This window comes from Kitasatospora sp. NPDC056138 (assembly GCF_042264695.1).
GTDB lineage: Bacteria > Actinomycetota > Actinomycetes > Streptomycetales > Streptomycetaceae > Kitasatospora.
The window spans coordinates 61,612-81,489 of sequence record NZ_JBHJVK010000035.1 but is presented as its reverse complement, the minus strand read 5'-3'; the positions used below and the strand labels follow the sequence as shown (position 1 = coordinate 81,489).

Sequence of the window (19,878 nt, the reverse complement as noted above, 5' to 3'; positions counted from 1 at the left end):
TCCGGCAGGTCGAGTGGTCGCTCACAGTGCCCCCATGCCGATCCGCGCCGCCGACCCGTGATCACCAGGAGCGTATGCGAGGCCCTGGGAGGCCGCAAGGGTCTCCTGGGGGGCGTCGAGTGCGGCGGCGATCCGCCGGGCGGTGGCCCGCCGCTCCTCGAGCGGCTCCGCCAGGTCGACACCGGCGAGGGTCGCGATCTGCCGCACGGCCTCGTCCACCCGGCCCTCGCCGGCCAGGCCGCCCAGCAGGGCGCGCGGCTGGAAGCCGTCGGTGACCGGGTGCACCCAGGCGATCCCGGGGGCGGAGGCGAGCGCGGCGAAGGTCTCCGGGGAGAGGTCGGCCGGCAGCACCCGGTCCGCGCTCTCCAGCCGGGCCAGGTCGGGCAGGGCCGCGAGCCCGCCGAGCGCGGCACGGACCGCCAGCTCGGTGGAGGAGTGGCCGTTGGCCGCGGCGATCGCACGCGAGGTGGCGCTCACCCGGGGGTTGCACTCCAGCACCCGGGCCCGGCCGTCCTCGCCGACCACGAAGTCCAGCTCGCCGATGCCCTCGTGACCGGCCGCCAGGCACAGCCGCAGCGCGTGGTCGGCCAGCACCGCGGGCACCGGGCCGGCCGGCGTCAGGCGCAGCCGGTGCAGCGGGTGCCCGCCCTCGTCCGTTCCGCCCTTGACCGCCCAACCCAGCACCACGCCCTGGCCGTTGTGCAGCAGCACCTCGACGCTGACCTCCTCGCCGCGGACGAACGCCTCGACGACGACCGCGAGGTCGCCCGCGGCGTCCAGGGCGGCGGTCAGCTCGTCCGGGTGGACGGCGGTGTGCTGGCCGCGGCCCGCCCAGCCCTCGGGGTCCTTGACGACCACGCGGGCGTGCTGCGCCAGCAGTTCGGCCGCGCGGTGCCGCAGCGCCGGGTCGGACGCCGGGCCCCAGACGCCCTCGGCGGTGCCGATGCCGAGGCCCTCGCACAGGTCCCGGGTGAGGCCCTTGTGCAGCAGGGTGTCGAACGCGGCGGCGGCCCGCTCCGCCTCCTCGACGCGACCGCGCGCGTGCCGGTAGCTGCGGGCGGCGGCGGCGTCCCGGCGGACCAGCGCGTCCGGGTCTGCGCAGTGCACGATCCGGTCGGGGCCGCGCTCCGTGAGCAGCGCGGCGACCTCCTCGGCGCCCGCCTCCTCCGGCACCAGGGTGAACTGACCGGCCGGCAGGGCGTCTTCGGGGCCGCCGAACGGGGTGGGGGGAGTGCTGAGGATCGGGACGCCCGCCTCGGCGCACAGGTCGACGGTGCCGCGCCACGCGGGCTCGGTCAGCCGTCGCGGATTGCCGCTGCGCAGCAGGAGTACCTCGGTCACCACAGCCTCCTCGTAAGGGATTTCGCTGGGCTAGACCTTGCCACGAGTCCGGGTACACCCGCCGCACGACGGCCAAACTTTTCTGCCCGAACCCCGCCAGGAATGGCCGAAGGGACTCGTTCGGCAGGGCCCGAACGTCCCTGATCCGCCCGCATTTTGCCGGATCTGTTCGGGTAGCGTCCCATTCATCATCGGCGCATTCAGGTCATGCTCCCGACGTGCGTTCTTTTGTCCGTCTCCGTTCTGTAGCTTGTGGAAGAAGGCTCCGGAGGAGTTCGAACGGCCACAAGTGGACGTGAGCGAACAGACCAGGTCGGCCTTGATTTTTTTGCACAGAATTTGCACAGAGGGGGGACCCGTGCCGCAGATCACGCTCCAGGCCCATTGCACCCTGCCCGTCGCAGGTGGTGACATGGGGCTGTACGTGTTCGGTGAGGGCGAGTCAGGACCGGAACTGGTCATGGCCGCCGTACACCGTACCGAAGATGCCGAATCCGTTGATCCGTTGGTACGTCTACATAGCGCGTGCGCGACCGGCGACATTCTCGGATCACTCCGCTGCGACTGCGGTCCGCAGTTGTCGGCCGCGCTCGACGCCGTGCTGACCAGCAGCCACGGAATACTGCTCTACCTGCTCGGCCACGAGGGCCGGGGCATCGGACTGGCCAACAAGATTCGGGCCTACGCCCTCCAGGAACAGGGCCTCGACACCGTCCAGGCCAACGTGGTCCTCGGGCTTCCGGTCGACAGCCGCGACTACACCGCCGCGGCCGAGGCGCTCCGCGCGCTCGGAGTCTCCCGGCTCCGCCTGGCCACCAACAACCCGTTGAAGATAGCCGCGTTGGAGGAGGCCGGCTTCACGGTGGAACGGGTGCCGCACGGCGGCTTCGTCAGTGCGAGCAACGTCGACTACCTCAGGACCAAGGACGAGATCCTCGGGCACCTCGGGAGCCTCGGACCGCTCACCGACGCCGCCCACCAGGGCCGTTGAGCGTGACCGTCGCGGTCCTGGGGTTCCAGACGGCCCGCGACCGAGCGGCCGCCGACCGGTTGGCCGAGCTCAACCGCCTGCTGGCCGACCGGTTCTGTGCCGACGAGGCGCCGCCCGGACTGCTCGACTACCGGGTCCTGCGCAGCCTCGACGAACCGCAGCGGTTCTGCGCGTACTGGCTGTGGCGCGACTGGTCCTGGCGCGAGCAGCTGTTCGCCGACCCCACGCCGCCGCTGCGCAGCTTCACCGACAGCGCCCCCGAACTGTGGGCGCACCCACCCGACATCGGCGCCTACACCTGGGACGGCCCGCCGCCGAGCCACGCCTGCGAACGGGGCGGCACCGTCGTCCTGTCGGCCGGCGAGGGCCCCGGCCGTCTCCTCACCGAGCAGGACGGCGAACGGCGTTACCGCTGGGCGGTGACCACCGGCACGGACGGCCCCGGCGGGGCGGCCGACCGGTGGACCGCCCTGTGACGCCCGGCCGTCCCGTGGCACCGGCCACCCGGTGCACGTTACAAGCCCGCCTCGGGCTCCGTCCCAAGACCCGCACGTCAGAAAGCAGGTGTCTGCTGTGAGCCTGGCCGACAAACTCATCGTCAACCTCTGTCCGACCGGCATGATCCCCCGGCGCGCCAAGGTGCCGTCCGTCCCCGTCACACCCGAGGAGATCGCCGCCGACGTCCGCCGGTGCCGCGACGCGGGGGCGTCCATAGTGCACCTGCACGCCCGGGGGGAGGACGAGGAGCCCACCTGGCGTCCGGAGCGGTACCAGGAGATCTGCGAGGCGGTGGCCGCCGAGACCCCGGACATGGTGCTGGTGGTCACCACGAGCGGCCGGGACTGGTCGGAGCTGGAGAAGCGGTCCGCCTCGCTGACCGTCACCGGTGTCTCCAAGCCCGAGATGGCCTCGCTCACCCTCGGCTCGATGAACTTCCCCACCGGACCCTCCGTCAACTCGCCGCAGACCATCGAGGGCCTGGCCCGGGCGATGCAGGAGCGGGACATCGTCCCCGAGCTCGAGGTGTTCGACGTCGGCATGGCCAACTACGCCCGCTCGCTCGCCGAGAAGGGCGTGCTGCAGGGTCCGTTCTACGCCAACATCCTGCTCGGCTCCCGCGGCACCGCCGACCTGAGCGCGGCGAACGTGGCCGCGGTGCTGGCCGGCCTGCCGAACGGGACCACCTGGGCGCTGGCCGGGATCGGACGCTTCCAGACCCGGGCCAACACCCTCGCCACCACGCTGGGCGGCCACGTCCGGGTCGGCCTGGAGGACAACCCGTACTACGACTGGAGCGACCGGACCGACGCCACCAACGCCCGCCTAGTGGAGCGCGCCGTGCGCATCGGCCGGGAGCTGGGCCGCGAGCCGGCCACGCCCGAAGAGGCCCGCCAGATCATCGGCCTGAAGCCGGTGGACCGCACGTGAGCGAGAACATGCGAACCGAGACCGTCACCGACCACCGCTGGCACACCCCGGAGGAGTACGACGAGGCCACCGGACGGCTCCAGCAGCGCAACGCCGCCCTGGTCGCACGGCTCCACCCCGACCCGGACTCGGTGCAGCGCGCCTACGAGGTGGGCTGCGGCACCGGCGCGCTGACCGAGGAGCTGGCGCAGGTCCTGCCGAAGGCCCGGATCACCGCGTTGGACGTGTCGGACGACATGCTGCGCCTGGCCCGGAACCGGGGGCTGGCACCGGACCGGGTCGAGTTCCGGCTCGGCTCGTTCCTGGAGGACGACCACACCACCGACGGCCGGAGCGTCGACGCGGCGGAGGACGGCGGCTACGACGCCGTGTTCAGCAACGCCGCACTGCACTGGCTGCATCCGCACTACGCCGACGGCTTCGCGCGCATCCGCCGCCTGCTCGCCCCCGGCGGCCTGCTCTGCGCCGCCGCGGCCGGGCGGACGGCCGCGGCCGACGCCTTCGACCAGCGGATCGAGGAGGCCACCCGTGGTGTCCTGCCGGACGGCGACGGCTCCTCCTTCAACCGGCGCCGGCTGACGGCGGCGGACGTGGTCGACCTGGCGGACGCCGCCGACCTGGCCGTGGACGACGTCTTCGTCGTCGAGCGCCGCCGTACGCTGCCCGCCCCCGCGTACGCGACCTGGTGGGTGGCCAGCGGCGGCCCCTGGTCGGCGGACCGGCCCGAGGCGCACGAGGCGGTCCGGGTGCTGACCGAGGCGCTCGGCGGTGCCCGCACCGAGGTCGAGCTGGTGCACGTCAGCACCTGCATGGTGCTGCGCCGGCCGGCCTGAGCCGGCCGGCCTGACCGGGTCGACAAACCGGTCGGCTCAGAAGGTCTGCACAGACGGCAGGAACGGAAGGCAGGAACGGAAGGGGGCGGGCCCAGGTGGCCCGCCCCCTTCTGCTACCTGCCCTTCAGGCCGGCGAGGGAGAGCTGACGATCACAGCCGATCGCCAACTCCCGTTCCAGGACGGCACGGTCCGCGCCCCAGCCGAGCACGTAGCCGGCCCGGTCCCAGTTGCCCACGGGTTCGCCGTAGGTCCGGCCCACCTGGCCGATCTGCACGGCGGCGCGGACCGTCGCCAGCCCCTGGAGGACGTCGGCGGGCCGCGCGTACCCGGTGACCCTCCCGGTCCCCAGCGAGAACCGCACCCCGGCCACCGTCGCGCCGTCGTCGGTCCGCTCGTCCCCCGGCGCCTCCCGGCCCGTGGCCAGTGCCGCCGCATGGCGGTACAGGTCGCGGCCGTGGGTGCGCTCGACGAGCTCGGGGATGCAGTCCCCGGCCGGCCGCACCGCCATCTCCACCGGTACCGGCCCCCGGTCGGTGAGCTTGACCTCCAGGTGGACGATCGCGTCCGCCACCCCGAAGGCCCGGACCAGTCCGTCCGCCAGCGCGGGGACACCGTCGTTCGCCGCCCGCTCCCCCACCGACCCCGGCGCCGCCTTCCCCGGCGCGGTGACCAGGTGCCGGCGCTCCAGGAAGCAGCCGGCCCCGACCACCTCCTTCTCGGTGACCGAAGCCAGCACCACCCGCCCGCCGCGCACCACGGCCTCGTAGCTGATCTCCGGCCCGGTGAGGAACTCCTCGGCCAGGAAGCTCCGGTGGCCGCGCTCCCGCATCGCCTCGCACGCCGCCAGCGCCTCGTCGGCGCCCGCCACCAGGGTCACGGAGGCGGATCCGCCCGCACCCACGGGCTTGACCACGCACGGGCCCGGCCGGCCGCCGACGAACTCGGCGACCGCCTGCGGGTCCTCGCTCGCGTGGTGTGCCACGCTCGGCAGGCCGTGCGCGGCCGCCACCTCGCGCTGGCGCCGCTTGTCGCGGGCCAGCCGCGCGGCCCCCACCCCGGCGGAGGGCAGCCCCAGCCGCTCGGCGAGCAGGGCGGTGGTGATCTGGCACTCGTCCGACAGCGTGGTCACCCCCTGGTGCCCGGCGGCCAGCGCGGCCAGCGCCGCCAGGTCTGGCGCCGCGCCGTCACGGACGTCGCCGGGGAACGACCGCTCCACGAGGTGGTCGTAACGCGCGTAGGAGAACCCGTCCACCAGCGTCACCTCCAGCCCGTCGGCGGCCCAGCGGTGGAAGGCCCGCTCACGCTGGTTCCCCGCCCCCAGCACCAGCAACTTCGGGCGTTCGGACATGGTTCAGCCTCCTTGGGTGCGGAACAGCCGCACCGGATCGGGTACTTCGTCTTCCCAGCCGGCGACCCGCTCCCAGGCCCCGGCGCGCAGCCCGTCGGGGTCGACGACGGCGCCCGGCCCGAGCACGGTCACCAGCGGTTCGAGTTCGGCGCCGCGCAACAGCTTGGCCCGGTAGCTCTCCATACCGAGGTGCACCTCGCGCACCCCGTGCCGGTAGGCGTGGTCGATCGGCAGGTAGGCGGTGAGGTTGAAGTACTCGAACGCATCCACCAGCCGCTCGTAGTCGAACCCGGCCATCCGCACGTACAGGGCGTCGTGCCAGCGGTAGACCAGGGCGAAGGCGACCAGTTCGCCCTCCAGCCGACAGGTGAACACGGTGCCGTCCAGGTGGTCCGCCTGGGTGCGGATCACCCGCTCGGTGGACTCCGTCGTGGCGCTCTGCCCGTGCTTGTGCTGCAGCTGCACCAGCAGCGGCGCCAACTCGTCCCGGCAGTCGCGGAGTTCCTCGCAACCGAGCTGGTAGCCGGCCGCGTCGAAGCTGCGCCGCTCGTGCCTGATCTTCACGCGCCGCGGCTTGCGGGGGCCCGCGAAGCCGCGCAGGTAGTCGTCGAAGTCGGCGCCGGTCAGGCGGATCGCCGCGTTGAACGCGACCGGCAGCACCGTCGTCGGACCGCCGCCGAGCAGCGCGGCGACCTCGTCCGCCTGCCGGGCGCGGACGTACTGCGCCACGGCCGGCCGGCCGGTCTCCGCCGCCAGCCGGGCGACCTCGTCGGCCAGGGCGGCCGTCAGGGCGGCGCGCTCCTCGCCCCGGGCGGCCGTCAGCAGGACGGGGTTGTAGTAACCCCGGCCGACGCCGAGGTGCAGCAGACCGCTCGCCTCCGGGGCCGACTCGCCCCACAGCGCCCGGGGTTCGTAGAACTGGTTGAACTCCCGCTCCGGAACGGCGTACGGCAGCACGGCCGACACCTCGTCGCCCTGCGTGGCGACGAGCAGCTGCTGGGACTGCCCGCTGAAGTCCTCCTGCGCGGCCAGCCACGGCAGGCTCGCGTAGAAGTCCGAGCCGCTCGCCGTCAGCCGCTGCCACACCGCCGGATCCAGTTCCCTCACCCCCAGGACCCGCGAGACCACCGGACGTATGGTTGCCAAGGCCCTCATCCCCCTCCTTGCACGCTCCGCCGACCGGCATCCGTGCACGTGTACGAACCTGGGCATCACCCTAGCCGCGCAGTCGCTCTGACGCCGGGACTCAGCCGATCTTGGAAGACATACCCGTCCGCCTCCGGTTCACCCGGTCAAGGCCGTCCGGTCGTGGCGGGATCGGCCGGTCGCCGTCACGGAGTTCCCTCCCTGACGTTCCGTCAGATCGGTCCTTCCGAGCGGCTCCGTCGGGTACGGGTGTGCCGTGGTGCGCAGTGGGTGTGCCGTCGTGCAGCGGTGTGCCGTCGGGTACGGGTGCGTCGTCCCGGACTCCGGGCCCTTACCCGGCCGGAGGACCGATCAACACCCGCCCCACCGGGGAACCTGAGCGGCGGCCCTCGTCCCGGCGCACGTTCGCAGCGGTCGCGTCCGTCTCCCAGGGCATGCCGCTTCCCGGGACATGCCGGTCGCCACGGCCGGGTTCTCCTGCCGACCGTCCGAGTCCCCCACCCCGGGGCGTTCCGGGACGGCCTCCGCGACGGGGTGGACGCGATCGGCGAGAGGACGCAGAGCCGCCGGGGACCGGCACGACGCCGGGCACGACGCACGACGCGCTCGCCGCACCGCACCACGGCGGAGAGCGGGTCCAGGGCTGCCGTCGGGCCGGTTCGCGTACTCGCCGCCCGACGGCCACCCCCGATGCCGGACATCCTGCGCCACCGCCCTTGCCGCGACCTGGTCGGGACGCCTGCGCTTCCCTGCCGATCCGGCCGACCGATCCCCGCCGTCCTTGCCGGAATCCCTGCGGACTCCTTGCCGATCGCCTGCCGTCGGCCTGCCGGTGGCCGAAAGGTGATCTTGGAATATACCGATTGCTATGTCACCATCACGGTTCGGACGGCGCGGACCGCACAGCGCCGACCGACCGTCAGTACAGGTGTGCGTGTGCGAGATTGGGATCGACATGCCCGCATCCCCGACGGCGAACGACCCGGCCGAACCCCTGCTCAGCGTCCTGGGGCCGATGTCGGCCCGCCACGACGGACGCGAGCTCCCGCTCGGCCCGCCACGACGGCGGGCGCTGCTCGCCCTGCTGCTGATACGCGTCGGCCGCGTGGTGCCCACCGAAGCACTCGTCGAGGAGCTCTGGGGCAAGAACCCACCCCGCCAGGCCGTCGCCACGCTCCAGAGCCACATCTCCCACCTGCGCCGCGCCCTGGCACCGGCCACCGGTCCCGGCGGTCCCCCCGTACTGCGCCACCGGGCCCCCGGCTACGTGCTGGAACTCGATCCGGACCAGGTCGACGCCTGCCGCTTCGAGCGCCTGGTCGGCGACGGACGGCGGCTGTTGGACCGGGGCGACCCGCTCGCCGCGCGCGACCTGCTCACCGAGGCCCTCGGCCTGTGGCACGGCTCGCCCTACGCGGAGTTCGACGCCAACCCGCCGCTCAGCGACGAGACCGCACGGCTGAGGCTGGTCCGGCTCACCGCCGTGGAAGCCTGCGCGGAGGCCCGGCTGGCGCTCGGCGCAGCCGAGGAGGTGGCGGCGGAGCTGGACCGGGAGGCACGCAGCCATCCCACCCGGGAACGCCTCGTCGGCCACCTGATGACCGCGCTGTCCCGGCTCGGGCGGCAGGCCGAAGCGCTGGACGTCTACGAACGGACGCGCAGCCACCTGGCCGAGGAGTTCGGCGTGGACACCGCCGCCGAACTCCGCCGGATCAGGACCGCGATCCTGCGCCAGGAGCCGGAAGCGGGCGGGCCCGCCGGGGAACCGCGCCCCGCACGCACCCGGGCCGGGGCGCAGGCCGCCCGGACCACGGTCGCAGGAGCTCCCGGGACCACGGCTGCGGGGGCAGCGGACGACGACGGGACACCGCAGGCCGGGGCGCACGCCGACGCCGAGGCACCCCCGGAGGCGGCGCGACCGGCCGCCCCGCACGCCGCCCAAGCCCCGGACGCCGTTCAAGCCCCGTTCGCCGCCCAAACCCCGTTCGCCGGCCCCGCCCCGTTCGCCGGCCGCGACCAGGAGCTCGACCGTCTGACGGCTGCGGCCACCGGCGCGCTCGTCGGCCACGGGCACCTGGCCAGCGTCCTCGGCCCCGCAGGCGTCGGCAAGACCCGCCTGCTCCTCGAACTCGCCCCACGGCTGGAGGCCGCCGGCACCGGCCCGGACGGCACCGGCCTGGAGGTGGTCTGGAGCCACTGCTTCCCCGGCGAGGGCGTCCCGCCCTACTGGCTGTGGACCCAGGTCCTGCGACGGCTGTCCGCCACTCGCCCGGAGGCCTTCCGCAGCGCGACGGAACCCTTCGGCGCGCTGCTCGCCCCACTGATGCCCGAGCGGGCGGCCGGACCCGCCGCCGGCACCGAATCCGACTGGGGCCAGGCCCGGTTCCTCACCAACGACGCGGTCTGCGAGACCCTCCTCACGCTGGCCGCGCAGCGGCCGTTCGTGCTGCTCCTGGAAGACCTGCACTGGGCCGACACGCCCTCGCTGGACCTGCTCAGGCTGCTGAGCACCCGCCGCCAGGGCCAGCCGCTCGGCATCGTGCTGACCGCCCGCGAGTTCGAGGTCGAATCCGACGCCACGCTGCGCCGGATGCTCTCCGAGATCCTGCGCGGGCCCAGGACCGAGAACCTGCGGCTCGGCGGGCTCTCCCGGCAGGCGGTCGCAGCCCTGGTCCGGGCACAGGCCGGGCCGGGCGTGGACGCGAAGGTCGTCGAGGTCCTGCACCGGCGCAGCGAAGGCAATCCCTACTTCGTCATGCAGCTGCTGTCCCTCCTCGACGACGCTCGCAGCCTGCACCGCCCGGACGCGGTGCAGATGCTCCTGGCCCGGGTCCCCACCGGTGTGCGCGAGGCGCTCAACCAGCGGTTCGCCACGCTGCCCGAACCGGTCCTGCGGGTGCTGCGGCTGTGCGCCGTCATCGGCACCGAGGTCGACACCGACCTGCTGCACCGGACCGCCACCGAGGACGAACCGGTCGCCTCGGCACTGGAGTCGGCGATCCACGCCGGGCTGCTCGGCGAGGACCCGCACCACCCCGGGCGGCTCCACTTCGCCCACGCCCTGGTGCAGGAGACGCTCGTCGGCGAGCTCGCGCGCACGGAGCGGCACCGACTGCACGCCAGGGTCGCCGAAGCGCTCTGCGCGCGCAGGCGCGGACAGGTGGGGGACCAGGAGATCGAGCGGGTGGCCCACCACACCTGGCACGCCAAGCGGGCGCTGCCCGCCGAGGAGGCGCTCCCCCGGCTGCTGCACGCCGCCGAACACGCCGAGCAGCAGCTGGCGTACGAACAGGTGGAGACCTGGCTGCGGCGCGCGGTGCACCTGGTCGGCTTCCTGCCCCCCGACGCCCCGGCCACCGTGCGCCTGGAACAGCAGTTGCACATCCAGCTGGGCCAGGTGCTGGCAACCACCCACGGCTACGGTCATCTCGACGCCGAGACGGCGCTCGCGCACGGCCGGGCACTCAGCGCGGCCACCCACACCCCCGAGGACCCCTCGGTGCTCTGGGCCCTGTGCGCGGCGTACCTGGTCACCGGCCGCTACGACGCCTCCCGGCAGTTCTCCGGCCTGTTGCGGGACATCGCGGACCACAACGGCGAGCCGGTGGCACTGCTCGGCGCGAGTTACGGCGAGGGGATCGTGCTGCACGTGCGCGGCCTGCTGCCGCAGGCGCTCGCCGAACTGGAGCGCGGCGTCGAGATGGCAGACCGCTTCACCCGCGAGGGCCACTCGCTGGCCCGCACCTTCCAGCACGATCCGCGTGTCTCCTGCCGCTCCTACGACACCTTCACCCACTGGCTGCTCGGCGACCGGCAGACCGCCACGGAGCGCCGTCGCGAGCTGCTGTCCCTGACCGAGTACGAGAGCCGGCCCTCCGACCGGTCGTTCGCGCTCTACGTGGACGCGGTCGTGGCGGCCTGGGAGGGGGATGTCCGCACGGCGCACTCCTCCGGCGCCGAGGGCGCCCGGCTGGCGGGCGAACACGGGCTGATCTACTGGAGGGCGATGCTCCGTCTGCTCGAAGGATGGGGTCTGACGCACTCCGGACACAAGGACGACGGCCTCGTCCTGATGAACGCCTCGCTGGCCGAGCTGCGCGGCTCCCGGACACGCCTGCGCCACCCGCTCCACCTGGGCCTGCTCGCCCAGGCACAGCACCACGCCGGGCACCAGGAGAAAGCGAGGGCGACCCTGCGCACCCTGCGCGCAGCCGTCGAACAGCACCGTGAGCACGTCTACCTGCATCCGGCACTGCCCGCCACCGGGCTGCTCCACAGCCTGCTGTGACGACGCGCCCTGCCGTGACACCGCGCCGCGACGGCGGCGCCGTGCCACAGCAGGGCGCGGACGGCGGTTCGGTGCGCCGCCGGTCGTTCATCCGGTCTCCCCCGACGGCACCGGGGCCGCGGCCCGCGGCGTCCCGGCCATCAGCGGCTCGGGCTCCCAGGCACCCACCAGCCCGGCGTAGACCGCCGAGCGTCCGAGCAGTTCCTCGTGTGTCCCCAGGAGGGCTGACGTACCGTCGAGCAGCAGGACCCGGCGGGCCCGGATCGCCGAGTCCAGCCGGTGGGCGATGACCACCAGCGTGCCGCCACGGGCGGCGAAGGCGCGCTCGGCGACCGCCTCGGCCGCCGGGTCGAGGTGGCAGGTGGCCTCGTCCAGGATCACCGTGCCGGCCGCCGAGAGGTGCACCCGGGCCAGCGCGACGAGCTGCCGCTCCCCGGCCGACAGCCGTGCGCCGTCGGCCCCCAGCACCGCGTCGTAGCCGCCGAGCCGGTCCACCAGCGGCCCGAGCCCGACCGCCCGCGCCGAGCGGTCGAGCTCCGCGGCCGGGGCCCCGGGACGCAGGTAGCTCAGGTTCTCGGCGAGCGTGCCGTCGAAGACGTACGCCTCCTGCGGGATCAGTGCCGTCTCGCCGCGCAGCCGCGAAGCGCCGACCCGCTCCAGCGGTACACCGTCGAACAGCACCCGGCCCCGCCCCGGGGTGCGCAGGCCGAGCAGCAGCAGGGCCAGTGTCGACTTCCCGATTCCGCTCGGGCCGACCACCGCCAGGTGGTCACCGGGCGGGATCCGCAGATCGAGGTCGCGCACGACGGGCTCGGCGGCCGGACCGTAGGCGAAGGTGAGCCGCTCGGCCACCAGCTCGGGGACTTTCGCCGAGCGGACCGGCCCGGGACCGGACCCGGCAGCCGGCCCGGGGGCGGCCGGCAGAGGGGCGGTGGCCTCGGCCAACCGCCCTGCCACCACGCCCAGTTCGAGCCCCCAGCTGCCGACCGAACCGACCAGCAGGCGCAGTGCGGGCTCGAGTCCGGTCCCCAGGTAGGTGATCGCGCCCACCAGCTTCCCGGCGGACAGCCCGCCGTCCCGGAGCAGCCAGGGTGAGGCCAGCACCAGCAGCACCACCGGTGCCTGCGCCCCCAGCGCGACGACCACCGTGCGGACGGAGCCGGCTGCGGCCAGGGACGTCCGGGCCCGCGCCCAGGCCCGCACCGCTTCGCCGACCGTGTCGGCGGCCCAGCGCTGCGCCCCGCAGCCGACCACGTCCCGTACGGCGGCCAGCACCTCGGCGTTGCGCGCCGACAGCCGCTCGTCGGCGAGCACCACGGCGCGTTCGCGGGCTGCGAGGGAGCGCAGCGCCAGTGCGAACACACCGAGCGCGACGGCCAGCGGCACAAGGGTGAGGGCCGCCGCGAGCGGCGAGAGGACACAGAGGCCGAGGACCGTGGCGACGACGGTCAGCACCAGCTGGCGGAGCGTGCGCAGCTCGGCCGAGACCAGCTGCCGGACCGACTCCACCTGCCCGGTGAGCCGGGCGACGGCGTCCCCGCCGATCCGCTCGGTGCCCTCCGCCGCACGCCGCAGGGTGGCTCCGGCCACGCGGCGCACCAGTGCGTCGCGCAGCGGCTCGACCACCTCGGCCAGCCACGGGTACGTCCGGCGGCCGGCCGCCGCCTGGGCGGCCAGCGCCAGTGCGGACACCGCCAGCCAGCCGAAACCGACGGCGGGGCGGGAGGCGAGGAAGCCGTCGTCCAGCGCGCGGGCCACCACCAGGCCGGCGAACAGCGACGGGGCGGCCTCGACCAGCGACCAGAGCCCCACCCGCAGCAGGGCGGCCCGGCTGGCGAGCAGCTCCTCGCCGAGCAGGCGCAGCCCCGCGTTCACGTGGCGGCCCCGACCGGCGCGGCCCGCGCTCACCTGGCCGCCCCGGCCGGGGCGGCCTCGGGGGTGAAGACGGCTCGGTACTCCGGGTCGGCCCAGAGCCGGTGGTGGGCGTCCAGCGCGCGCAGCCGGCCGTCCTCCAGCCAGGCCACCCGGTCGGCGGCGGCCGCCGCCCTGACCCGGTGGGCGGCGAGGATCCTGGTCCGTCCCCGCAGCACCTCGCCGAGTGCGGCGCCCACCTGGGCCTCCGTCACCGAGTCCAGGCTGGAGGTGGCGTCGTCGAGGACCAGCACCCGGGGGCTGCCGGCCAGGGCCCTGGCCAGGCCGAGCCGCTGCCGCTCGCCGCCGGACACCGCCGCGTCCGCGAGCGGGGTGGCGTAGCCCTCGGGCAGGCGGCGGACGAAGCCGTCGGCCTGGGCGGCACGGGCGGCCGCGCGGACCTCCGGCTCCGAGGCGGCCGCCGCGCCCAGTGCGATCGACTCGCCCACGGTCCTGCCGAACAGCACGGGGCGTTCGAAGGCGTAACCGACCTGCTCGCGCAGTCGGGCCGGGTCGATGTCCCGGAGCGGGACGCCGTCGAGGAGGACCGTTCCGGCGTCCGGTTCCACGAGCCGCCCGATCAGGGCGGTGAGGGTGGTCTTCCCCGCACCCGAGCGGCCGACCACGGCGAGCGAGGTCCCGCCCGGGACGTCGAGGGTGAGGTCGGTCAGCACCGGGTGCCCGTCGCGGGTCACGGTGACGGAGCGGAAGGCGAGTGCGCCGGGGCCAGGCGGCACCGGTTCGCTGCCGCCCAGGGCGCTGCGGGCGGGCTCGGCGAGCACCTCCGCGAGGCGGCGGGCGCCGGCCCAGGAGCGGGTCAGGCCGAGCAGGCCGTCGACCTCGCCGACCAGGCGCAGCGAGAGGTGCACGTAGCCGATCGCGGCCAGCATCCCGCCGGGGGTGAGCCGTCCCCGCAGGACCTCGTAACCGGCCAGCGCGGTCGTGCCGGCCTCGACCAGGGCGGAGAGCAGCCGCATCCGCCAGACCGCCGTCCGCTGCAGGTCCCAGAGGCCGCGTCCGGCGGCGGCGAGCTCGGCCAGCGGGGCGAGCACCCGTGCCTCCTCGCGGGCGACGGTGCCCGCGGCCCGGATGGTGGCGATGCCCTCCAGCGCGTCGGTGAGCCGGGCGGCGACGGCGCCCTGGCCGCGCCGGTAGCGCAGGTGCAGGGCCGAGCTGTCGCGGGCGAAGGAGCGGACCACGAGGGCCACGGTCGGAGCGGCGACCAGGACGACGACGGCCAGCCGCACGTCCACCAGGAAGAGGGCGACCAGGCCGGCGGCCGAGACCAGCAGGGAGAGTCCGGAACCGACCAGGACGGGTGCCGCTCCGGCCGCGCTCTCGCTGTCCCCGGCCATCCGGCTGGCCAGGTCGCCGGCCGAGAAGCGGCGCAGTCCGGCCGGGCCGAGCGCGAGGGTGTGGGCCACCAGCCTGCCGCGCAGGTCGGCGGCCATGCGCACCGAGCTTACGGTGAGGGCGAGTTCGGACCCGAGTTCGGCGACTGCGGCGAGCGCGAGGAGCAGTCCGAGGTCCCGGGCGGCCGGGCCCGGCGCGTGGGCGCCCGAGGTGCCGGAGTGCAGGACCGCGTCGACGGCGGCGGCGAGGGCCGCGGGCAGCAGCAGTTCGGCGGCCGCTCCGGCCAGCGTGGCGACGGCGAACGCCGCCAGCCGTCCGGCGGTCCGCCGGGCGGCCGAGGCGAGCAGCCGGCCCGGCGTGACCGGCGGGGTGTCGGCGGGCGGGGCTGTGCGGGTCATCCGGGGAGCCTCCGGGGGGCGGGCTGGGGGGCGGTGCAGGGTCGCGGTGCGCGGGCGCCCGATACGGGGACGGGCCCCTGAGCGTGTGCCTGCTCAGGGGCCCGCGTGGACCTTCGATCGCTACCGGATCAGAGGGTCGAGAAGTGGACGCGGCACGGGAGGGTGATGGCGCAGGTGTACTCGTCGCGGCAGCGCAGCGACTCGGTGGCCTCCTCGGGCAGGGTCTGCAGGGCGTCCAGGTCGGTCTCGGTCATGACTGCTCCTCGGTTGGCGGGACGGATGGCTCGGGTGGGACCAGAGGGTGGGATCAGAGGGTGGACATGACCCGGCGGCAGGCCGGGGTGTTGTTGGTCCAGTCGCACGTGTAGTCCTCGCCGCAGCGCAGGCCCTCGGTGGCCTCCTCGGGCAGGATCTGCAGGGCGTCCAGGTTGCTCTCCACGGGTGTGTCCCTTCGTCTCGGTGCGGTGGTGATCTTGCGGGCCGCCGGTTCGGGGGAACCGGCGGAGTATCAGGGGTGGCGGCTCACGAGCGCGGGGGCGGACTCGGGCAGCCACATCCGGGGGCCGCCGTGGCGGAGCCGCAGCATCAGGGCGACCGCGCCGGCCAGCCCGGTCGAGTACTCCGCGAGCACGGCGAGGCGGCTCTCGTCCGGGACGACCAGCCGGCCGTCGCGCAGCACGCCCTGGACGGCGATGTGGTCGACGAGCAGTCCGGCCCGTTCCCGGTAGTGCGCCTCGCCCGTCAGGTCGGCGGCGTCCAGCAGGAACTCCGCGTTGCCGGTGAGCCCGTGGCAGGCGGCGGTGGAGTCGACTGCCCGGCCGGTGACGACCGCGCGGGCGGCCTGCTCGACCAGGCCGAGCGTCGCCCGGTCCCCGGTGTGCTGCCAGAGCCGGACCAGGAAGGTCCCGACGCCCGAGGAGCCGCTGCACCAGTACCGCACGGGGGCCGGGTCGGCGGAGAGGTGACGCTCGCGGTCCACCGGCCACATCGCCCCGGCGGGCCCGGTGCGTGCCGCGGTGGCGAGGGTCTGTCCGGCCTCGACGGCGGCGGCGAGCAGGCGTTCGTCGCCGACGGCCTCTCCCACGGCCAGCAGGAAGGTGCCGACGCCCGCCACGCCATGGGCGAATCCGTAGTGCCACACGCCGGCGAGAGCCGAGTCGAAGTCGTCCGGCACCGGCCAGAACACGCCCTCGGGCACCCGCCGGGCGGCCTCCAGCAGCCCCTGTGCCGCCTCCTGGGCACGGGCCAGGAAGCGCGGGTCGCCGGTCGCGCGCCAGAAGTGCAGCTGGGTCAGGCCGGAGCCGGCGGCGCCGTGGCACACGTCGGGGTTGGGCCAGCGCACCGGGAGTTCCAGGGCGAGGTCGACGGCGCGCTCGGCGAGGTCGGCGTCGTCCAGCGCGAGGGCCGCGTCGTGCAGGGCCCAGGCGGTCCCGGAGCGGCCGAAGTGGATCCCCGGCAGCCTGCTCGGCATCGTCTCGTGCGTGGCGAGGGTCCACTGCGCGGCCGTACGGACGGCGTCCTCGAGCCCGTCCCGGTCCCCCAGGGTCCCCAGTGCGCGGGCCAGGACCGCGAGCACGCCGGCGGATCCGTGCTGGACCGCCACCGGGTCGCAGGTCTCACCGAAGTCGTCCGAGCGCCACAGGCGTTCGGCGTCCGGCCGCATGGTGGCGACGAGGTGGCCGATCCCGTCGACGAGCAGGCGCTCCGAGGCGTCCGGCGGCTCCGGCTGGGCGGTTGCCACCGGTCGCGCCGTCAGGAACTCCCGGGCGCGGTCGAGGCTCCAACGCTGCTTCGGCTCGTCGCGCATCAGCCCGAGGACGAGCGGTGCGAAGCGCCGCACCGGGGCGTGGTCCCTGGCCAGCAGGCCGACCAGGGCCGCGACCCGCCCTTCGGTGGGCCTGGGCTCCGGGTGGTCCTCGGCCAGCAGCGGATCGGCGCCGCTGAGCGCGTGCAGGACGGTGGCGCCCAGCGCGTAGAGGTCGACGGTGGTCGGCAGGCAGGGGGCGATCGCCTCGGTCGCGAGCAGTTCCGGTGCCGCGTAGCCGGGGGTGGCACCGAGGACCCAGCGCTCGCCCTCCCTGGCGGCCATCTCCAGGTCGATCAGCAGGAGCCGTCCGTCGGGGGTGACCATCACGTTGTTGGGGTTGAAGTCGTTCAGCGTGACGCCCTCGCCGTGGGCGGCGGCGACCAGCCCGATCAGGCCCTCGACCAGCACCGCGGCGTCCCGGTCGTCCGCGCAGGCGTGGCCGGTCTCCGACAGCCGCCGGGCGACCGTACGGCGCAGCGAGGCACCCGGCACCGACTCCTGGACCAGCAGCACACTGCCCTGCTGCTCGAACACCTCGACCACGCGCGGCGCGACACCCTGCCGGGAGAAGCGGTCCAGCATGGCGGCCTCGCGGCGCAGCAGGTCCCGGACGTCCAACCCCTCGACGGTGGCGCCGACATGGGCGCGGGCCTGCTTGACGATCACCTGCTCACCGGTGCGGCCGTCCTCGGCCCGGTAGACCCCGCCCTTGTTGGCGTGCCGGATCGCACCGCGCACCAGGTAGCGGTCGTTCAGCAGGACGGGCCTGAGTGCGGCGGAGCTGAGCGGCGGCGTCGGCTCCCGGTCGGGGAAGGGGTTCTCGGCCCATGGCGGCGGACTGAACCAGGCGTTCCGCTCGTCCGGGACTGGCCGCCCGTCCGGGTCGGTGAGCCGGGAGGCGTAGCTGCCGTCGTTGGTGAGCCGGGGCGCGGCGTGGAACACGCCGTAGCGGTAGTGGACCTGGCTGTCGGGGAGGTAGCGGCGGTCGGAGAGCACGGCGGGGCCCGGCAACCCCACGGTGGCCCGGTGCAGTTCCTCCGCGAGCAGCCGGAACTGCTCGTCGTCGTTCGGGTAGACGGTGATGAACTTGCCGCCGCCGCCCCGGGCGTAGCGGGCCGAGACCAGTTCGGTGACCCGGTTGAGGGTGCCGGCGAACTTGAAGTTCGCGCCGTGGGCGATCAGGACCTCGGCGGCCCTGGCGAGGGTGACGGCCGCGGCGAGCGGGGTGGCGGAGACGTGCAGTTTCCAGCCCTGGGCGCGCCGGTCGACGCCGCGTGGTCTGACGTAGCACCAGAACTCCTGCGGGTCGACGGTCCAGCCGTCCTCCTCCCCGGTGCCGTGCCGCGCGATCACGGCCCGGACCACGTCGGTCAGCAGTGATGCGTCCTCGGGGCGCTCGTGGCCGGGTCCTCGGAGCCCGGCGGCTCGGCCGGCGGCCGGCGGGTTGTCAAGTCCAGGGTTCACGGGGCTTCCTCAAGACGGCTTGACGGCGTGAGAGTTGACGGTGGGGCGGCAGGTGCCGCGGTGGCGGCACGGGCGGGGTCAGTGGGTGTTGCGGCCCGGCGGGAGGGAGTCGCCCCAGCTGGTGTCGGCGCCGTCGACGACCACGTGGTGCACACGTGCGGGCCGTGCAGCGGTAACCGAACCGGAGAGCCGTCCGTCATAGGTGGTGACAAGGGCACCGACCGGGATCAGCACGGCGGCGAGGGTGATCTGCGTACAGCTGCGACGGAGGATCGTGGGCATGGGCCAGCTCCTGTGGTTCAACGTCGAACTAGGGCTTCGGCGGCGGGTTCACCTGCCGACCGGTGGTCCCGGAGGGCGGGAGACCGTGCTCTCTCCGGACACGCACAGTCCACCCCGGCGTGGCTTCCCGGTCCAGCACCTGGGGCTGGCAACAGTGTGCATGGCACGAAAGTCCGACGGTCGCAAACAGAGGGGGAAGGGTGCAAATAGGTACAGACATCCGAGAACTGCCGATGCTGGACGAGGCGGCGAAGGCCGTGTTCGACCACGTGCTGACCCACGGAAGCCTCGCCCCCCGGACCGGGAGCCCCGAGCTCGCCGGGCTGACCGCCGATCAACTGGACCGCGCCTGCGAGGTGCTGCGCGGCCTGCGACTGCTCCGGCCCGCGCCCGACCGCTCCGATCTGCTCATCCCCACCAGCCCCGAGGTGGCGGCGGCCGAGGTGCTCGGCCCGCTGGAGGCCCGGATCGCGGAGGCGAGCATCCAGGCGCGCTCCATCAGGGACGAGTTGCACGCCCTGATGCCGAAGTACCGCTCCTCCCGGCGTGAGCACGGCCGCCGGGGCGGCGATCTGCTGCCGGACCTGCTCACGGTTTCCGCCATGCTCACCGAGGAGGCGGCCAGGTGCCGCGAAGAGGTGTTCACCATCCAGCCGGGGGGCGGCCGGCAACCCGGACAGCTGGCCGACGCGGTCGACCGCGATCTCGCCATGCTGAACCGCGGCGTACGGATGAGGACCCTGTACCAGCACTCGGCGCGCAGCAGCCTGGCGACCCAGGGGTACGTGGAGACGCTCACCGCGGCCGGGGCCGAGTACCGCACGGCTCCCGAACTCCCCGACCGGGCCGTGGTCTTCGACCGGGCGGTCGCCTTCCTCCCCCGCCGGGCCGAGGGCTGCCCGGGCGAGGCCGGCTCCGGCGAGGGCGGCCCGGGCCAGGGCGCGGTGCTGATCCGCGACCCGGACATCGTCGCGTACCTGTGCCGGGTGTTCGACCAGGCCTGGGCCGCCGGCACCCCGTTCACCGGGTGCAGCGGGGCCGCCTACAAGGACGTCGCCGACAGCCTGCGCCGGGCCCTGGTCGGGATGCTCGCGGAGGGGGCCAAGGACGAGGTCATCGCGCGGCGCCTCGGCATGTCACTGCGCACCTGCCGTCGGCACATCGCGGAGGTCCTGGTGAGCCTGCGCGCGGACAGCCGCTTCCAGGGCGGCGTCCTGGCCGAACGGGCCGGTCTCACCGGTCCGAACCCGGTGGCTTCCGAACCTGACCGGTAGACCGGCCGACCGC

The 19,878-nt window shown here is 74.6% G+C and carries 15 protein-coding genes; 6 read left to right on the top strand and 9 right to left on the bottom strand.

What is annotated here, in order from left to right; translation table 11 throughout:
* Positions 1-21: 21 nt before the first annotated feature.
* Complete coding sequence (locus tag ACFC1R_RS21645; protein WP_375940930.1) at positions 22-1,341, bottom strand: hypothetical protein; 1,320 nt, start codon at positions 1,339-1,341, stop codon at positions 22-24.
* 289 nt (positions 1,342-1,630) lie between these two features.
* Here ACFC1R_RS21645 and ribA point away from each other — a divergent pair, with 289 nt between their 5' ends.
* The 4 genes from ribA (at position 1,631) to ACFC1R_RS21625 (ending at position 4,593) form a co-directional block, all read left to right on the top strand.
* Positions 1,631-2,332 carry a GTP cyclohydrolase II RibA gene (gene ribA / locus ACFC1R_RS21640; RefSeq protein WP_375940952.1) on the top strand — a complete coding sequence of 234 codons (702 nt, stop codon included), beginning with the start codon at positions 1,631-1,633 and terminating at the stop codon, positions 2,330-2,332.
* A gap of 2 nt (positions 2,333-2,334) precedes the next feature.
* Positions 2,335-2,808 (top strand): hypothetical protein, encoded by a 474-nt coding sequence (locus ACFC1R_RS21635; protein WP_375940928.1) that lies wholly within the window; start codon positions 2,335-2,337, stop codon positions 2,806-2,808.
* Positions 2,809-2,905: 97 nt separating this feature from the next.
* Complete coding sequence (locus ACFC1R_RS21630; protein ID WP_375940926.1) at positions 2,906-3,760, top strand: 3-keto-5-aminohexanoate cleavage protein; 855 nt, start codon at positions 2,906-2,908, stop codon at positions 3,758-3,760.
* Positions 3,757-4,593, top strand: coding sequence for a class I SAM-dependent methyltransferase (locus ACFC1R_RS21625; RefSeq protein ID WP_375940924.1), 837 nt, complete (start codon positions 3,757-3,759; stop codon positions 4,591-4,593). The genes ACFC1R_RS21630 and ACFC1R_RS21625 overlap by 4 nt, the downstream gene beginning before the upstream one ends.
* A gap of 113 nt (positions 4,594-4,706) precedes the next feature.
* Here ACFC1R_RS21625 and ACFC1R_RS21620 read toward each other — a convergent pair whose 3' ends face one another.
* The gene (locus ACFC1R_RS21620) at positions 4,707-5,942 is read right to left on the bottom strand and encodes an acetyl-CoA carboxylase biotin carboxylase subunit family protein (protein ID WP_375940922.1); all 1,236 of its coding nucleotides are present in this window, start codon (positions 5,940-5,942) and stop codon (positions 4,707-4,709) included.
* Between the two features lie 3 nt (positions 5,943-5,945).
* Positions 5,946-7,088 (bottom strand): GNAT family N-acetyltransferase, encoded by a 1,143-nt coding sequence (locus ACFC1R_RS21615; protein ID WP_375940920.1) that lies wholly within the window; start codon positions 7,086-7,088, stop codon positions 5,946-5,948.
* A gap of 955 nt (positions 7,089-8,043) precedes the next feature.
* On the opposite strand from ACFC1R_RS21615, the gene ACFC1R_RS21610 reads away from it, so the two are divergent.
* Positions 8,044-11,376: a BTAD domain-containing putative transcriptional regulator gene (locus tag ACFC1R_RS21610; RefSeq protein WP_375940918.1), complete on the top strand. Its 3,333-nt coding sequence runs from the start codon at positions 8,044-8,046 to the stop codon at positions 11,374-11,376.
* 87 nt (positions 11,377-11,463) lie between these two features.
* Here ACFC1R_RS21610 and ACFC1R_RS21605 read toward each other — a convergent pair whose 3' ends face one another.
* The 6 genes from ACFC1R_RS21605 to ACFC1R_RS21580 form a co-directional block, all read right to left on the bottom strand.
* On the bottom strand, positions 11,464-13,284 hold the full coding sequence (locus ACFC1R_RS21605; protein ID WP_375940916.1) for an ATP-binding cassette domain-containing protein: 1,821 nt from the start codon (positions 13,282-13,284) through the stop codon (positions 11,464-11,466).
* Positions 13,281-15,038 (bottom strand): ABC transporter ATP-binding protein, encoded by a 1,758-nt coding sequence (locus ACFC1R_RS21600; protein ID WP_375940914.1) that lies wholly within the window; start codon positions 15,036-15,038, stop codon positions 13,281-13,283. The genes ACFC1R_RS21605 and ACFC1R_RS21600 overlap by 4 nt, the downstream gene beginning before the upstream one ends.
* 128 nt (positions 15,039-15,166) lie before the next feature.
* Positions 15,167-15,292 carry an ALQxL family class IV lanthipeptide gene (locus ACFC1R_RS21595; protein ID WP_375940911.1) on the bottom strand — a complete coding sequence of 42 codons (126 nt, stop codon included), beginning with the start codon at positions 15,290-15,292 and terminating at the stop codon, positions 15,167-15,169.
* 53 nt (positions 15,293-15,345) lie between these two features.
* Complete coding sequence (locus ACFC1R_RS21590; protein WP_375940909.1) at positions 15,346-15,477, bottom strand: hypothetical protein; 132 nt, start codon at positions 15,475-15,477, stop codon at positions 15,346-15,348.
* A 69-nt stretch (positions 15,478-15,546) separates the two neighbouring features.
* Positions 15,547-18,309: a class IV lanthionine synthetase LanL gene (gene lanL / locus ACFC1R_RS21585; protein WP_375940907.1), complete on the bottom strand. Its 2,763-nt coding sequence runs from the start codon at positions 18,307-18,309 to the stop codon at positions 15,547-15,549.
* A gap of 78 nt (positions 18,310-18,387) precedes the next feature.
* A complete protein-coding gene (locus ACFC1R_RS21580; protein ID WP_375940905.1) occupies positions 18,388-18,591 on the bottom strand; it encodes a hypothetical protein in 204 nt (67 codons plus the stop codon).
* A gap of 200 nt (positions 18,592-18,791) precedes the next feature.
* Here ACFC1R_RS21580 and ACFC1R_RS21575 point away from each other — a divergent pair, with 200 nt between their 5' ends.
* Positions 18,792-19,865: a hypothetical protein gene (locus ACFC1R_RS21575; RefSeq protein ID WP_375940903.1), complete on the top strand. Its 1,074-nt coding sequence runs from the start codon at positions 18,792-18,794 to the stop codon at positions 19,863-19,865.
* Positions 19,866-19,878: the final 13 nt, after the last annotated feature.

What these genes read in the sequence shown, in the direction of transcription:
- ACFC1R_RS21620 (WP_375940922.1), bottom strand. Translation starts at nt 5,942, where the DNA reads ATGTCCGAACGCCCGAAGTTGCTGGTGCTGGGGGCGGGGAACCAGCGT.
- ACFC1R_RS21610 (WP_375940918.1), top strand. Translation starts at nt 8,044, where the DNA reads ATGCCCGCATCCCCGACGGCGAACGACCCGGCCGAACCCCTGCTCAGC.
- ACFC1R_RS21600 (WP_375940914.1), bottom strand. Translation starts at nt 15,038, where the DNA reads ATGACCCGCACAGCCCCGCCCGCCGACACCCCGCCGGTCACGCCGGGC.
- ACFC1R_RS21595 (WP_375940911.1), bottom strand. Translation starts at nt 15,292, where the DNA reads ATGACCGAGACCGACCTGGACGCCCTGCAGACCCTGCCCGAGGAGGCC.
- ACFC1R_RS21580 (WP_375940905.1), bottom strand. Translation starts at nt 18,591, where the DNA reads ATGCCCACGATCCTCCGTCGCAGCTGTACGCAGATCACCCTCGCCGCC.